At 68.5% G+C, this 15,312-nt stretch carries 11 protein-coding genes; all 11 read right to left on the reverse strand.

Annotation, left to right across the window (positions count from 1 at the left end; all coding sequences use genetic code 11):
* Positions 1-10: 10 nt before the first annotated feature.
* Positions 11-634, reverse strand: a complete 624-nt coding sequence (locus ACN8ZM_RS22315) for a hypothetical protein (protein WP_420212409.1) — start codon at positions 632-634, stop codon at positions 11-13.
* Positions 635-689: 55 nt separating this feature from the next.
* Positions 690-2,963 (reverse strand): type VI secretion system tip protein TssI/VgrG, encoded by a 2,274-nt coding sequence (gene tssI / locus ACN8ZM_RS22320; RefSeq protein ID WP_420212410.1) that lies wholly within the window; start codon positions 2,961-2,963, stop codon positions 690-692.
* Positions 2,960-5,620, reverse strand: coding sequence for a type VI secretion system ATPase TssH (gene tssH, locus ACN8ZM_RS22325; protein ID WP_420212411.1), 2,661 nt, complete (start codon positions 5,618-5,620; stop codon positions 2,960-2,962). The genes tssI and tssH overlap by 4 nt, the downstream gene beginning before the upstream one ends.
* A gap of 12 nt (positions 5,621-5,632) precedes the next feature.
* Positions 5,633-6,730: a type VI secretion system baseplate subunit TssG gene (gene tssG / locus ACN8ZM_RS22330; protein ID WP_420212412.1), complete on the reverse strand. Its 1,098-nt coding sequence runs from the start codon at positions 6,728-6,730 to the stop codon at positions 5,633-5,635.
* Complete coding sequence (gene tssF, locus ACN8ZM_RS22335) at positions 6,727-8,598, reverse strand: type VI secretion system baseplate subunit TssF (protein WP_420212413.1); 1,872 nt, start codon at positions 8,596-8,598, stop codon at positions 6,727-6,729. Before tssF ends, tssG begins: the two co-directional genes overlap by 4 nt.
* 4 nt (positions 8,599-8,602) lie before the next feature.
* Positions 8,603-9,151 (reverse strand): type VI secretion system baseplate subunit TssE, encoded by a 549-nt coding sequence (gene tssE / locus ACN8ZM_RS22340; protein WP_420212414.1) that lies wholly within the window; start codon positions 9,149-9,151, stop codon positions 8,603-8,605.
* A gap of 16 nt (positions 9,152-9,167) precedes the next feature.
* On the reverse strand, positions 9,168-9,659 hold the full coding sequence (locus ACN8ZM_RS22345) for an Hcp family type VI secretion system effector (protein WP_027791618.1): 492 nt from the start codon (positions 9,657-9,659) through the stop codon (positions 9,168-9,170).
* A 71-nt stretch (positions 9,660-9,730) separates the two neighbouring features.
* Positions 9,731-11,239: a type VI secretion system contractile sheath large subunit gene (tssC, locus tag ACN8ZM_RS22350; RefSeq protein ID WP_089452965.1), complete on the reverse strand. Its 1,509-nt coding sequence runs from the start codon at positions 11,237-11,239 to the stop codon at positions 9,731-9,733.
* A complete protein-coding gene (gene tssB / locus ACN8ZM_RS22355) occupies positions 11,232-11,786 on the reverse strand; it encodes a type VI secretion system contractile sheath small subunit (RefSeq protein WP_043183757.1) in 555 nt (184 codons plus the stop codon). Before tssB ends, tssC begins: the two co-directional genes overlap by 8 nt.
* Before the next feature lie 73 nt (positions 11,787-11,859).
* Positions 11,860-12,921, reverse strand: coding sequence for a type VI secretion system protein TssA (gene tssA, locus ACN8ZM_RS22360; protein WP_420212656.1), 1,062 nt, complete (start codon positions 12,919-12,921; stop codon positions 11,860-11,862).
* 40 nt (positions 12,922-12,961) lie between these two features.
* Positions 12,962-15,304, reverse strand: coding sequence for a protein kinase domain-containing protein (locus ACN8ZM_RS22365; protein WP_420212415.1), 2,343 nt, complete (start codon positions 15,302-15,304; stop codon positions 12,962-12,964).
* Between the last annotated feature and the right edge of the window lie 8 nt (positions 15,305-15,312).

Below are 15,312 nucleotides of genomic sequence, written 5' to 3' on the forward strand. Positions count from 1 at the left end.
GGCCGCCTTCTCAGTTCAGGCGAACGTACCGGCTGCGCACGACGGTATCCGCTTCGGTTCGAATATCAACCCCGCCTCGCCCGCCTTCCAGTTCGAGCGTCTGCGCACTCAACCGCAGCTTGCCGGCCACTTCGATATTCACGTTCCGGTTCAGCAGCGTCACGACCGGCCCGTCAGGCGAAGCGCGCACCTGCAGCAGCGGACAGCCCGATGCATCCGCGATCTGCACGCATTGGTCGGCTTCGAGGGAAAGCGCCATGGCGGGTTCGATAACCGGCTCGACGGGTTCGCCATGACCTTTGCGCGTCAGCAGCCCGGCGATCAGGTACTCGGGCCAGTTCGCGGGAGATTGCAGCAGCACGCGATCGCCGATGCGGGGCTTGATGCCGTCCACGCATTCGAGCCAGCGTTCGCACGTGGTGTCGTCCAGCAAAGCCCACTTCACGCGAATGAGCCCCATCGCATCGGGGTGATGCGTATCGGTCACTTCGCCGATCATCGTCGACGGTTCGCGGTGTTCGGGAGGCGGTGAACGTTCCGGCGCTGCATCGTTGGCGAACAACCGGCGCAACGCCTCGACCGTTTCCGCTTCGAGCGCTTCGTCGACCATCATCTGGTCCGATTCGTTTTCCATCGAATGTCTCCCATGCTTCGTGTGCAATCGCGCAACCGGCAGGTACCGGCCGAAATCAATTGATGTGGGCAATCGTCCCCTGGATCGTCACGCCCGATCCGTCGAGCGTGATGGAGCCGCCACCGGTCGCCAGGACAATCCGCGTCGCGTTGACATTGACGTTGCAACTGGCCTTGCCGTTATCGATGTTCACCGTCGGCGCCTGAAGATTGGCGGTCGACTTGCCCGAAAGATTGAGATCGTTCTCGCCGTAAATCGACACGCCCTGCGCAAAGCCCGAGATGTTCACGCCCTTGTCGTATCCGGCGATGTCGACGCCGCCAACCTGACCGGTAATGCCGACACCGACGTCGCTCGCCAGTCCGCCGATCAGAACCCCGACGTTCTCTTTGTTGATCGACACGCCGCTTTCTCCCGCACCCATGTCGATATACTTCCCGGCCGCCAATGAAGCGACCTGGGCCACGTCGACGGAATGGCTTCCCGTATTGACCTTCGTCGCATACGACCCGGTGCCGACGACATGTGTGCTGTTCCCCTCGACGAAGACGTCGTGCGTGCCGGCGACCACCGCCAGGTTGTGATTCCCCTTGGTCACGGTATGCGAACTGTTGCCATCGACCGACACGCTGCGATTCCCCGTCACGCCATGCGTCTCGTTCGCCCCGATCTGCGCCACCCGGTTCTGCCCGATATTCACCGTCTCGTTCTGCCCGACGCTCCGTTGCCGGTTGTTCTTCACCTGCATCGTTTCGTCGTTCCCGACCGTATGCGTATGGTTGTTCCCGACAGACAGCGAATGATCGAGCTCCGTCTCCGCATCGAAATTCCGTTCCGCGTGCATCCAGAGTTGCTCGGCGCCCTTCTTGTCTTCGAACCGGAACGCATTGGCGTGGTCGGTCGTCCCGCCCGGCGACGATCTCGACAGCATCCCGCTTTGCGTCGCACTCCCCGGCAGCCCCCACGGCGGCATCTTCTCGCCGTTGTAAACCCGCCCGGTGACGATCGGCTCGTCCGGATCGCCGTTCAGAAAATCCACGACGACCTCATCGCCCACCCGCGGAATCTGCACCCCCCCGAACCCGCCCCCGGCCCACGGACTCGACACCCGCACCCAGCACGACGAATCCTGATTGCTCTGCCCGTACCGATCCCACCGAAACTGCAGCTTCACGCGCCCATACTGGTCGGTCCAGATTTCCTCGCCGGGCGGCCCGACGACGGTCGCCGTCTGCGGCCCGTTGGTGCGCGGCCGCGGCGTATCACGCGGCGATCGATAAGGCAGGCTCGACGGTTGCACGAGCATCATCGTCTGATGCACGACAGCCTCCGCGCCCTGATCGCTCGCATACGCGTTCTCCTGAAACCGGTACTGGCACCGCACGATCAGGTACTCGCGGTTCTGGTCGGCGCGCGGGCAATGTTCGAGCGTGAACAGATACCCGGGCGCGACACCACGCACGTCGGTATCGGCATTCGCCCGCTCGTGTTCGGCCTGCTGTTCCTCGAGCCGCACGCGGCTGTAATGCGCGCCTGGCGCATCGTCGCGATAGCCGCCCGGCCACTCGAACGACGCGAAACTGTCGTGATCGTGACCACGCGGATCGACCTTCTGCGACGACAGATCGGCGCGCGGCTTCGTATAGTCGTAGTCGGTGGTCTGGTGCCGGCCGACACTCACTTCCTGCGCGGGCAGCCAGCCGTCGATGTGCTCCTCGTCGGCGATCGCCGTACGGTCGCGTGCGATGTACGGAATCGTTTCGTAGCCAGGCAGCACGGTGTGCGACGACATCGCGTCGCCCAGCATCAGCGTATGCGTATCCTCGGCATGCCGGAACCAGAAGTAGATCCCCTCGAACTCCATCAGCCGCGACACGAACGCGGCGTCGGTCTCGTTGTACTGCACGCAGTAGTCGCGCGGCACATACGACTCGGCGAGGTGATTCTCGATCGGAAAGCCGTACGTCGACAGCACTTCCTGCACGATCTCGGGGACGGTCTTGTTCTGGAAGATCCGGCAATCGGAGCGGCGCGTCGCGAGCCACAGCCACGGGCGCACGATCAGCTCGTAGCCGTAGTACCGTTCGGCTCGCCGTCCGGCGAGCGATGCGCGCGCAACGATGCCGTTCAGGTAGCGCGTCGACAGGTCCTGCTGTTCGATCCGGACCGTCACGGGTTTGCCGAGCATGTCCTTCAGCGACAGGCTGTGGCTGTCGGCGAGCGCCTCGATCCGGAATTCGAACAGGCGGCCGAGTTCGTCGCTGCCGTCGAGCGTATGGAATTTGAGGGCATCGCCGTGTGGGCTGTCGAGTGTGAATACGCGATTCACGTCGTTTCCTCCTCGTCGAACCGGTACGTGAATTCGCCGTCGGCCGCGCTCAACTCGATCGACGCAAGCACGCGCCCTTCGAGCGTGGCCTGCAGGATCGCGCGGCCGATGCGCGGCATCACGGTGTGCGTGAGAATCGCGTCGACCATCCGGCCGCCGGATTCGATCGTCCGGCAGCGCTCGACGACCAGCGCGGTCGCCGCGTCGGTGCAGTGCAGCCGGATGCCGTGATGCGCATCGATCCGCTGCTCGATCCGTCGCAACTGCAATGCGACGATCCGCGCGAGCGTCGCGTCGGTGAGCGGGTAGTACGGCACGACGGTCAGCCGGCCGAGCAGCGCGGCGGGAAACACGTCGAGCAGCGGCGCGCGCAGCGCATCGGCGAGCGTCTGCGTGTCCGGCAGGCGCTCGGGATCGCGACACAGCTGCATCACGCGATCGGCGCCGACGTTCGACGTCAGCAGGATCACCGTATGCCGGAAATCGATGTCGCGCCCTTCGCCGTCCTCCATCCAGCCCTTGTCGAATACCTGGAAGAAAATCTCGTGTACGTCGCGGTGCGCCTTCTCGATCTCGTCGAGCAGCACGACGCTGTACGGGCGGCGGCGCACGGCCTCGGTGAGCACCCCGCCCTGCCCGTAGCCGACATAGCCGGGCGGCGCGCCCTTCAGCGTCGACACGGTATGCGCCTCCTGGAACTCGCTCATGTTGATCGTGATCGCGTTGTGTTCGCCGCCGTACAGCGTGTCGGCCAGCGCGAGCGCGGTCTCGGTCTTGCCGACACCCGACGGGCCGCACAGCAGGAACACGCCATGCGGCTTCTTCGGATCGTCCAGCTTCGCGCGTGCGGTCTGGATGCGCTCGGCGATCAGTTCGACCGCGTGCTTCTGGCCGACGACGCGTTCGCCGAGCGTATCGGCGAGCTTCAGCACGGCCTGCGTTTCGTCGCGCACCATCCGGCCGAGCGGAATGCCGGTCCAGTCGGCCACGACGGCGGCCACCGCATGCGTGTCGACGGCGGGCAGCACGAGCGGCGCGTCGCCCTGCAGGTCGGCCAGCGCCTGCTGCGCGGCCGAGAGACGGCTCAGCGCCGCGGTACGCGCGTCGGCGTCGAGCGCACGCGACGGATCGTCGTCGAGCAGCAGCGTGCGGGCATCGACGATCGTGGTCAACGCGTCGCGTTCGGTTTGCCAGCGCGTGTCGAGCCGGTCGAGTTCGGTCTGCGCGGCGCTAATGTCGTGATCGATCGCCTCGCGCCGGGCCGTATCGCCGGTGCCGAGCGCGCATTCGCGCCCGATCCGTTCCTGTTCGACACGCAGGCTGTCGATCCGGCGGCGCGCATCTTCGATCGGCGCGGGCACCGCGTGCTGGCTGACGGCGACGCGCGCGCAGGCCGTATCGAGCAGGCTGATCGCCTTGTCCGGCAACTGGCGGGCGGGAATGTAGCGGTGCGACAGCGTGACGGCGGCCTGCAGCGCGTCGTCGAGCACGAGCACGCGATGGTGGGCCTCGAGTTTCCCGGCCAGGCCACGCAGCATCGTCAGTGCGGCCGCTTCCTCCGGTTCGTGCACGTGCACGAGCTGGAAGCGCCGCGTCAGCGCGGGATCCTTCTCGATGTACTGCTTGTACTCCGACCATGTGGTCGCGCCGATGGTGCGCAGCAGCCCGCGGGCGAGCGCGGGCTTCAACAGGTTCGCGGCGTCGCCGGTGCCGGCGGCCCCGCCCGCGCCGACGAGCGTGTGGACTTCATCGATGAACAGGATCGCCGGCCGCTCGGACGACATCGCTTCGTCGATCACGCCGCGCAGCCGGCTCTCGAACTCGCCCTTCACGCTCGCGCCGGCCTGCAGCAGCCCGATGTCGAGCAGGTACAGCGCGACGTCGCGCAGCGATGGCGGCACGTCGCCGGCGGCAATCCGCAGCGCGAAGCCCTCCGCGACGGCGGTCTTGCCGACGCCGGCTTCGCCGACCAGCAGCGGGTTGTTCTGCCGGCGCCGCAGCAGGATGTCGACGATCTGGCGAATCTCCGGATCGCGCCCGATCACCGGATCGATCTCGCCGGCCCGCGCGCGGGCGGTCAGGTCGACCGCGAAGCGCGCGAGTGCGGAGCCGTCGGCGGCGGCGGTCGTGCCGCGCATTGCAGCGTCGCCGCCCGGCGCAGCCTGCCCGGCCGGTGGTGCCTCCGGCGAGCCTTCGACGATCGATTCGAGTGCGTCGGCGAGCACGTCCGGCACGATGCGCTCGAATTCGCGCGTGATCGCCAGCAGCACGTTACGCAACTGCGGCGTCTTCAGGATCGCGAGCAGCAGCACCGCGCCGCGAATGCGCGTCGCGTCGTACTTCAGCGTCGCGTAGACCCACGCACGTTCGACCGCATCGTCGATATGCACGGATAGATCCGACACCGAGCCCGCGCCACGCGGTAGCTTGTCGAGCGCGGCAACGAGCCCGCGGTCGATCGCGGCGTCGTCGATCGCGAAGTGGCGCAACACGCGTTGCAGGTCGCCGTCGGACCGCTGCAGCATCTGCTTGAGCCAGTGCGCAAGTTCGACATACGGATTGCCGCGCAGCCGGCAGAAGCCGGTCGCCTGCTCGAGCGTCTCGTAGAGGAACGGATTCAGTTTTCCGAACAGGTTGGCGCGGCCGATATCGGACATGACGGTTCCCGTTTAGGCGGTTTCGCGATGAAGGGGTGCGCCGCCGCGCCGCACGTCATAGCGGACGATGAGGTCGCGCGCGGGGCCCGGTTCGAGCCGCTGCCCGAGCCACGCGGTGCGGCCGATGCCCTGCGGCGCGCCGAGCGCAATCGCCGGCACCGCGTCGGCGGCGAGTTCGAGCTGCACGTCCCAGTCGAATTCGATGCCGACGTATTCGCGCACCCATTGCGCGAGCTGCCGGGCATGCGGGCCGCCCGGCAGGAAACGGCGGTACGCGTCGAGCGACAGCGGGCCGAGCACGATCCGGAAGCGCGACTGCGCATCGCGCACCGCGATGCCGAGTGCGACGGCGCCGACCCGCAACGTCGGCCGCGTCGCGCGGATCGTGCAGCGCTGCGAACGCTCGATCGCGACCCACTGCGGTACGTGCTCGACGATGCGGGCCTCGACGCCGAAATGCCGGCGCAGGATCTGCACGAGGCCCTCCGGGTTGCGCGTGTGCCGCACGAGATGGCCCGCATGGAAATAGCGCGCGTGCGGTGCGAGCGCGTCGGTGTCGGCGTTGGCTTGCGAGGCCGGTTTGTCGCCGTGTGCTGCTCGCCCGATCAGGCTCGCGACATAGCCATCGAACCGTGCGCGTTCCGGGCGATCGAGGCTCACCGTCGGCTGCGCGTCGGCCCACGCGCGGTAGAACAGCAGGATCAGCCGGTGATGAAACAGGTCGGCGAACGCGGCAAACGTCGGGTCGTCGTGCTGTGCCGCGCGTTCGTGCGCGTATTCGGTCAGGTGCGTCGGCAGTGGCCCGTTCGGGCCGAACAGCCCGAAACCGTGGATCGCGATGCGCGGCGGCGTGCCACCACCCTCGTCGCTCACGCCGGCCAGCATCGACGCCGCGAACGCGAGCGATGGCTGCTGCCCGAGCCGCACCGGTTCGTCGCGCGGCCGCGCGGCATGGCCGAGCGGCGCGCGGCCGGGCGACAGCGCATCGAGCCAGCGCAGCGCCTGGAACAGGTCGTAACCGTGCGGCGCGGCACGCAGGCGTGCCCACCACGCGTCGCGGCGTGCAGCTTCGGTGGCTGGGGCGGCGCCCGGTGACCTATCGCGCTTCATATCGCGGGCCGCCTGCCGATACGCGCCGGCCAGTGCGCGAGCGTGCCGCGCTGCGCGCTGGTCAGCACGCATTCGGCGAACGCGTTGATCGACACGTGGCGCGCGAAGAACTGTTCGAGCACCGCGCCGAGCAGGAACGGACTGTCGCCGGAGAACGCATGGTCGTCGACGGTCACGTCGACCTGCACGCCGCGCCCGAACATCAGCGGCCCGGCCGTCGGCAGCCGGCGGAACACCGGCGAGAACGCCACGCGCAGCACGCCGTCGATCTGCCGGCGCATCGCGGCATCGGCCGGGTCGGCATGCAGGCCGAGCAGTTCGCGCAGCGCACGCGCGCCCTCGTCGTCATCGAGATCGGTCAGCGTGTGGCGGGCCAGCCCGAGATGGCGGATCAGCCGCCACGCGGTTTGCGCATCGGCGATCGGCGGGCGCGGCCGCGACGGGCCGCGGATCGCGACGATGCTTTCGACCGGGGCCGACACGCGCAGCGTGAACGTGTTCGCATCGCCGGGCGGCTGCAGCAGCACGAGATCGCGGTTCGTGCACAGCGTGTCGGCCGCCAGGTAACGCATCGTCTCGTCGTACGGCGCGCACTGGCTGTCGACCAGCGACACGTAGGTCTCGCTGCCGACGTAGCCGGTGCGCGTGCCGCTCGCGCGTGCCTGCGCGGAGACCAGCCGCGGCTCGCGCCGCACCGTGTAGTACGCGCCGTGGTTGCCGTCATCACTGGCGATCGACGCGTGAAACGGCCGGAATTCGCGCGACTGGCCGTCGTCGCGCTGCTCGCTCGCGAGCCGCTGCACCGCATAGACCTCGTAGTCGAGCGGCCGGCTGCGATCGACGACGACATGGTGCTCGCGCGCGCCGGGCTGCAGCGGAATGCGATCGGCGCGGCGCGTGAACAGGTTCACGGCCGGCGTGCAGTTCAGCGCGAGGTGTTTCGCGCTGACGGCCGCTTCGAGCGCCGCGTCGTGGCGGTCGAACAGCACGGTCAGTTCGAACTCGTCGCCGGTCGCGCGCGCGAGCGCGGCACGCAGCCCGCCGATGCTGAAGAACAGGAAGCGCGCCGGAAACGCGAAATACTCGCGCAGCAGCCGGTAGCCGTGGAAGCTGCGGCCGTCGTCGGGCAGGATCGCCTGCGCGGGATCGAAACCCTCGTGGACGATCGCGTCGGCGTCGAGCGTGTGCAGCCAGCGCGGTGGCTGCGCCGGATCGTGGCATACGACGCCAAGCGCATGCGCGGCGATCAGTTCGAGCAGGTGCAGCGCGTCGCGCTCGGGGCCGGCGAGATGGAACGTCAGCCGGTCGAGCGGCAACTGGGAGAGTTTGGCGCCGCCACGCGCTTTCAGCCGGATGCGCAGCGCACCGCGCACGTCCTGCCGGGCGGCGAACGCGCCACGCGGCAGCCACGACGGCGCGCCGGTGACGGTCGCATCGGTCAGTTCGAGCGGCCACAGCGTCAGGTCGTGCGCGGTGCGGAATTCGCAGGCGGTCTGCTCGGACGCGGCCGGACGCGCGCGCAGCGCGGTGCCGGCCGGCAGCCGCCAGCCTTGCGCGAGGCTGCCTTCGTTCAGCATCGGCGCGAACCGCACGATCGCCATCGACGGCAGCGGCGCGATATAGCCGGGATACACGGCATCGAGCAGCGCCTGCGTGAAGCGCGGAAACTCGGCGTCCATCTTGAGCTGCACGCGCGCGGTGAGGAAGCTGAAGCCTTCGAGCAGCCGTTCGACGTACGGGTCGGGCGGCCCCGATTCATTGAGCCGCAGCCGCGCGGCCACTTTCGGGAACTGCTGCGCGAATTCGCCGCCGAGCTCGCGCAGGTACGCGAGTTCGCGGTTGTAGTAATCGAGCAGGCGCGTATCCATCGCGTCAGGCCCCCGTTACCGATTGCAGCGACATCGCGCCCGTCTCGAGATCGAGGTCGGAGCGCAGCACGAATTCGAGCGGATGCGGGATCGACCACAGCGTGCCGCGAATTTCGAACAGCAGCACGTTGTGGCGCCGTTCGCCGGCCCGCCCGCCGGCCGCGTCGATCACGCTGCGCACTTCGACGCTGTCGGGCGCGATGCGCGGCTCGAAACGGAGGATCGCGTCGCGGATCGACGCCTCGACCGACATGCGCTCGACACCCGACATCGGCTTGCCGACGAGCGGCCGCATCCCGTAGTTGAGCACCGATGCCTGCGCGTGCGAGAACGCCGACCAGTCGACGAAACCGTCCTCGGCGTTGCGCGTGTTGAGCAGCCACGCGAGATCGCGCAGCACGGCCGCGCGCAGGCGGTCGGTGCCGATCCACTGTGCGCCGGGCGCTTCGGTCTCGCGCTGCGGCGCATCGTCGGTGAGCCGGTCGAGCAACGCGGGCTGGAGCCGGTCGCGCAGGCTGCCCTCCCGGCCGTCGCGGGTTCGCGGGTCGTCCATGGTCATCTCCGCGCCGTCACATCTCGGTGTTTTCCTTGATGTTCCAGCCGACGGTCACCTCCGCGCCCTTGCCGCCGTTGTCGTTCTGCTGCCAGTACTGCTTCTTCACCTTCGCGGCCTGGAAGCCGTAGTGCATCATCAGGCGGTCGGCGACGTCGCCCGGGTCGATGCCCGCGACCTGCGCGGACGTGACGAGCACCTCCTGCAGCGTTACGCGCATGAACTCGACCTGCGTGCCGCCCGTCTTGCACGCGGAGATCTCGACCGACGACAGATGCTTGCCGTTCGCGCAGTTCTTGATGATCGCGGGCGCGCCCTTGTCCATGTACGCGGCGACGACGAGATCGTTGAAGCTCGCCTTGCCCGCGTTGCCGCCGCTGCCGCTCGCCATCGCGCCCGGCTGGCTCGCGCCCCACGTGAACGACTGGATGTCGGTCCAGCCCTTGTGCTGTGCGTCCGCCGATTCGCCGGTCACGCCGTCCACCTTCATAAACATTGCCACGCCCATTGCCGTCTCCGTTTCAGTGCGATGTCAGGATGAATGCCGCGTTGATTGCCGATCGTTGCTTGCGCCGCCGCTCACTCGTTGGCCGCCTTCGCGGTCGGCAGCCGCGAGATGAGCCGCAGCGACACCGTGAGCCCTTCGAGCTGGTAGTGCGGCCGCAGGAAGAATTTCGACGTGTAGTAGCCGGGGTTGTCCTCGACCTCGTCGACCACCACCTGCGCGGCCGCGAGCGGCTTGCGCGCCTTGGTTTCCTGCGACGAGTTGATGGGGTCGCCGTCGACGTAGTTCATGATCCAGTCGTTCAGCCAGCGCTCCATGTCGTCGCGTTCGCGGAACGAGCCGATCTTGTCGCGCACGATGCACTTCAGGTAGTGCGCGAAGCGGCAGCACGCGAACAGGTACGGCAGGCGGCCGGACAGCCGCGCGTTCGCGGTCGCGTCGGGATCGTGGTATTCGGCCGGCTGGTACAGCGACTGCGCGCCGATGAACGCCGCGAAATCCGAGTTCTTCCGGTGCACGAACGGCATGAAGCCGTTCTTCGCGAGCTCGGCTTCGCGGCGGTCGCTGATCGCGATCTCGGTCGGACATTTCTGGTCGACGCCGCCGTCGTCGGTCGGGAACGTGTGGCTCGGCAGCCCTTCGACCGCCCCGCCCGATTCGACGCCGCGGATCGACGAACACCAGCCGAACTGCTTGAACGAGCGGTTGATGTTCGCGGCCATTGCGTATGCCGAGTTCGCCCACGTGTAGCGGTCGTGGTTCGCGGCGTCGGTGTCTTCCTCGAAGTCGAATTCGTCGACCGGGTTGGTGCGCGCACCGTACGGCAGCCGCGCGAGAAAGCGCGGCATTGCGAGGCCGATGTAGCGCGAATCCTCCGATTGCCGCAGGCTGCGCCACGCCGCGTATTCGGTGTTCTGGAAGATCTTCGTCAGGTCGCGCGGGTTCGACAGCTCCTGCCACGAATCCATCTGCATCAGCTCCGGCGACGCGCCCGCGATGAACGGCGCGTGCGCGGCCGCCGCGATCTTCGACAACTCGCCGAGCATTTCGACGTCGGGCGGGCTGTGGTTGAAATGAAAGTCGCCGACCAGGCAGCCGAACGGTTCGCCGCCGAACTGCCCGTATTCCTCTTCGTAGATCTTGCGGAACAGCGGGCTCTGGTCCCACGCGACGCCCTTGTAGCGCTTCAGCATCCGCGCGACTTCGTTGCGCGACGCCGGCAACGCCTTGATCTTCAGCAGCTCGTCGGTCTCGGTGTGCGTGACGAGGTAATGCAGCCCGCGCCACGCGCCTTCGAGCGTCTGGAACTCGTTGTGATGCAGGATCTGGTTGATCTGCTCGGACAGCTTGCGGTCGATCTCCGCGATGATCTGCTTCACGCTGCCGTATGCATCGGTCGTCATGCCGACCGTATGTTCGAGCGCCTGCTGCGCGAGCGTGCGCACCGCGCGCTCGACCGACTCGCGCGCCTCGGCCGTCTTCGGCTTGAACTCCTTCTGCAGCAGCGCGGCGAATTCGTCGTGCGCGACGGCCGGTTGCGCGGTATCGCGCGTGTCCGCGCGGGATTGGACGGGATCATTCATCGCGGGCCTCCGGTTGGGTCGCGTCGCCGCCCTGGGCAGGGGCATGCGGTTCGCGCACGAGTGTCTTCAGCAGGTCGGGATCGTTGATCGCACGCTCGATCAGCTGTTCGGCGCCGTGCTTGCCGTCCATGTACGACAGCAGGTTCGACAGCTCGGTGCGCGCCTCCAGCAGCCTGCGCAGCGCGTCGACGTTGCGCGCGATCGCGGCCGGCGAGAAATCGTCGATCTGCTCGAACGTCATGTCGACGTTGAGCATCCCTTCGCCCGTCAGCGTGTTCGGCACCTGGAACGCAACGCGCGGCGCGACCGACTTCATCCGCTCGTCGAAGTTGTCGACGTCGATCTCGAGGAACTTGCGCTCCGGCAAGTCCGGCAGCGGCTCGGCACGCTTGCCCGCCAGGTCCGAAATCACGCCCATCACGAACGGCAACTGCACCTTGCGTTCGGCGCCGTAGGTCTCGACGTCGTACTCGATCTGCACGCGCGGCGCCCGGTTGCGCGCAATGAACTTCTGTCCGCTGCCTGCCGCCTTGGTTCTGTCCGTCATCGTCCACTCCTTCACATCGATCAGGTTGCGCAGTCCGTCGGCGTCGCCCGCATGGCGGCGCCTTTCGTTCGTTTCATTCGCTCCGCTCGCCGCTCAGCAGATCCAGCTTCGGCAGGCTCTCCGGCGCGAGGTCGCGGATGATTTCGTAGAAGTCGAGCGCGAGCAGCCGCTGCGCACGCCGCAGCAGCAGCGGCGCCGGGTGGCTCGGTTCGTGTTGCTCGAAATAGCGGCACATCTTGTCGAGACCGATCCGCACGTCGTCGCGGCTCGTGACTTCGGCATCGCGCCACGCGTGGGCGTTCGGCATCGCCGCCGCTGCGGTTGCTGCGGGGCCGGCCGGTGAGGCGTCGCCGGGCGCGGCTTGCTGCATGTCGGGAGAGACCGGTTGCGGCTCGGGCAGCGGCACTTCGCGCACGATCCGCCGCAGCGCCTTCTCCGCATCGCCTTCGTCGGGCGCCCATTCGCGGCCCAGCCTGTCCGTCACGCACACGCGGATCGCATCCAGCGCGTGCAGTGCCGCGCGCGCCGCGTCGAGCGGCGTCGTGCCGTCGCTGCGCGCGGTGGACAGCGCAGCCAGCAGGCTTTCGCGGCTGCCGGCCACGGGGCTGCCGGCGTCGTCGCGGCCGTCGAGCAGCCGTTCGGCGTCGCGCACGCTCGGCCCGCCATCGAACAGCGGCTGGCGGCGCGCCGCGCGTGCGCAGTCGTGCGCGCCGGCTACTTCGGCGAGCGCGTTCATCCGCAGCGTCGGGTCCGGGTCGCCGTCCGCGTCGAGCCGCGGATGCAGGTCATCCCAGCGGCGCTCGAGCAGGTTCGCGACGAGCGCGAGCGCGTCCGCATAGCCGGGAATGCCGTGCTGCTCGGTCCAGCTTCGTGCGAGACAGGCGATGACGCGCAGATCCTTCGTGCGCGCGGACAGCGCCATCGCGAGCCGCTCGACCGCGCGCCAGTCGGGCGCTTCGGCCGGGATCACGGTGTCGCCGTATTGCTGCTCGGCACGCGGCGTCGCACGCTCCTGCAGTTGCAGGAACTCGGCGTCGTATTCGAGGTTCGCGCCGCACGGCGCATCGGGCGCGACATCCGCGAGCAGTTGGCCGATCACGTCGGCGCGCGGTGTCGCCGGCATGCCGGGCGGCATCGCGGACAATGCGGCGGCGGCCAGCGCCGCCTGGCTGACGTCATTCGAATGCATAGTCGATGTTGACCGGTTTGCTGCCGAAGTCGATCGCCACGGTGCGGTGCAACGGCGGCAGCGAGCCGTTGCGGATCTCGATCACGTAGACGCCCGGCGTCAGCGATACCGAACGCAGCGGCGGGCTCGCGCCGCGCCGCGCGCCGTTCACGTAGATGTCGCCCCACGGCCGCACGTTGAAACGCACCTGCACGGTTTCCTGTGCCTTCTGCGGACGCGGCTGTTGCTCGGCGGGCAGCACGTTCGCGGCGGCGATGGCCGTCTGGTTTTCAGGCGGCTTCGGCGCCAAGGATGCCGAAGCCAGCGGCGGTACGGCGGCTTCCGACGGCGGCACGTTGACGACGCGTTCCGACGCGTCGAGGCTGCCGGCGGGCGCGATGGCGGAACCGGAACCGGCCGTCGCCGCCGGGGCCGGGGCCGGGTTCGTCACGGTGGTCGCAACCTGCGGCGCGGGCGTGGCTTCAACGGCAGGCGTGCTGGCAGGCTCGGCGGCGATGGGGGGCGGCGGAACTTGCGCGGACGATCCGGCCGGCAGGCTGGACGGCGGCACGACGGTTGGTGTGGGTCCCTGCTGGGCCAGTGTGGCGGCCGGCGCGCTCGCGGGCGGCGATGTGCCGGCCTGCGGCTGGCTCGCAACGGGCGCGGGCTCGTCGGCGACGCGGGCGGGACGCGACAGATAGGTCGCGGCGAGGCCGACTGCGATCAGCGCAACGAGCGCGCTACCGACGTAGACCGGCAGGCGGCGGTGGCGCGATCCGGCGGTGGCGTGACCACGCTGGGCACCGGGCGGCACGGATGCGCCGCCTGATGACGAAGCCGATGCGGCGGAATACGGTGCGCCGGCAGCCGCGTGTGCGTTCGCATTCCCGGCACCTGCTGCACCGCGCGCACCGATGTCCGTGTCGGGATTTGCGGATCGCGTACCGACTTCGTCGTGGGTGTCGGTTCGTGCAGCGGGCGGTGCTTTCGTGCGTTCGGCGTTTCCGTTCGGTACGTCGGATTCAACCGGCTTTTCAACCGGGTTGGCCGCCGGCTGAGGCCCAGACGATGCGGATGCTGCGAGCGCGCCCGCAGCCGCAGTCGTGGCGCCTTGCGCGGCCGCCTGGCGCGTTGAACGCACATCGGCCTCCGGCTTGGCACCGGACACGGCAGACGATGCGGATGCCGTGTCCGCGGGCCTGGACACCTGATCCGCACCGGCGGGCGTTGACGGCCGCCCATCCTGAGCAGCGTTGCCCGAAGCGGTCGCGCCCGAGCCGATCGAAGCCGCAGCAGCAGCCGACGCCGTGCCGGACGCAGCAGAAGCTTCGCTCTTCCCTTCCCCGCTCCTGCCTGCTTCAGTCACCGGCGGCACGGCCGCCGCACCATACCCGCCACCTGCCCCGAAATCCCGCAACCCGAGCTCGGCCGCGAACGCCGCGACCGATTCCGGCCGATCCGGAATCCGCAACTGCAGCGCATGATCGACAGCCGCGAGAAACGCCGGGCTGTACACCTCGCCGGCCGGCAGTTCGCGCGACGCGAGCGGCCGGTACGTGTCCTTGATGCTGCGCACGACCGCCGCGGGCGGCAGCTCGCCGGTGATCATCGCGTGCATCACCGCGCCGAGCGCATAGAGATCGGTCCACGGCCCCTGGCTGAACGCGGGATCGTCGGTGTACTGCTCGATCGGCGCGTAGCCGGGCTTGATCATCATCGCGCCGTCGTCGACCAGATCGCCGATCCGTTTGCGCGCCGCGCCGAAGTCGAGCAGGATCGCGCTGCCGTTCGGGCGGATCAGCACGTTGTCGAGCGCGACGTCGCGATGGAAGCACTGCGCGCGGTGCAGCGTGTCGAGCGCGCCGAGCAGCGCGCCGACGATATTGCGCAACTGCGTCTCGCTGATCCGCATCCCGCCGTCGAGCAGCTGCTTGAGCGTGCGCCCTTCGTAGAACGGCATCACCATGTACGCGGTGCCGTGGCTTTCCCAGAAATGCAGGACCTTGACGAGCCCCGGATGATCGAATTGCGCGAGCAGGCGCGCCTCGTTGAGGAACGCGCCGCGCCCGGCGTCGAACGCCTGCGCGAACCGCTCGGAGCGCAGCGACACCGTATAGTCGCCGCCGCGCGTGGCCAGCATCGACGGCATGTATTCCTTGATCGCGACCGCGCGCCGCAACGTGCGGTCGAATGCGCGATAGACGATCCCGAAACCGCCGATGCCCAGCACCTCGTCGAGCTGCAGTTCGCCCAGGCGATGGCCGAGCGGCAGCGGCCGCACCGTGAATTCGGATGCGTTGCCGCGTGTCGCCGTGTCGTGCTCGTTGTCTCTCGATCCAGCGTCCTTCATCTCCACCA

Source organism: Burkholderia aenigmatica (assembly GCF_048627025.1).
Lineage (GTDB): Bacteria > Pseudomonadota > Gammaproteobacteria > Burkholderiales > Burkholderiaceae > Burkholderia > Burkholderia aenigmatica.

Bases quoted from the DNA above. Each gene is read 5' to 3' on its own strand.
- ACN8ZM_RS22315 (WP_420212409.1), bottom strand. From the start codon at position 634: ATGGAAAACGAATCGGACCAGATGATGGTCGACGAAGCGCTCGAAGCG.
- tssH (WP_420212411.1), bottom strand. From the start codon at position 5,620: ATGTCCGATATCGGCCGCGCCAACCTGTTCGGAAAACTGAATCCGTTC.
- tssG (WP_420212412.1), bottom strand. From the start codon at position 6,730: ATGAAGCGCGATAGGTCACCGGGCGCCGCCCCAGCCACCGAAGCTGCA.
- tssF (WP_420212413.1), bottom strand. From the start codon at position 8,598: ATGGATACGCGCCTGCTCGATTACTACAACCGCGAACTCGCGTACCTG.
- tssE (WP_420212414.1), bottom strand. From the start codon at position 9,151: ATGGACGACCCGCGAACCCGCGACGGCCGGGAGGGCAGCCTGCGCGAC.
- ACN8ZM_RS22345 (WP_027791618.1), bottom strand. From the start codon at position 9,659: ATGGGCGTGGCAATGTTTATGAAGGTGGACGGCGTGACCGGCGAATCG.
- tssC (WP_089452965.1), bottom strand. From the start codon at position 11,239: ATGAATGATCCCGTCCAATCCCGCGCGGACACGCGCGATACCGCGCAA.
- tssB (WP_043183757.1), bottom strand. From the start codon at position 11,786: ATGACGGACAGAACCAAGGCGGCAGGCAGCGGACAGAAGTTCATTGCG.
- tssA (WP_420212656.1), bottom strand. From the start codon at position 12,921: ATGCCGCCCGGCATGCCGGCGACACCGCGCGCCGACGTGATCGGCCAA.
- ACN8ZM_RS22365 (WP_420212415.1), bottom strand. From the start codon at position 15,304: ATGAAGGACGCTGGATCGAGAGACAACGAGCACGACACGGCGACACGC.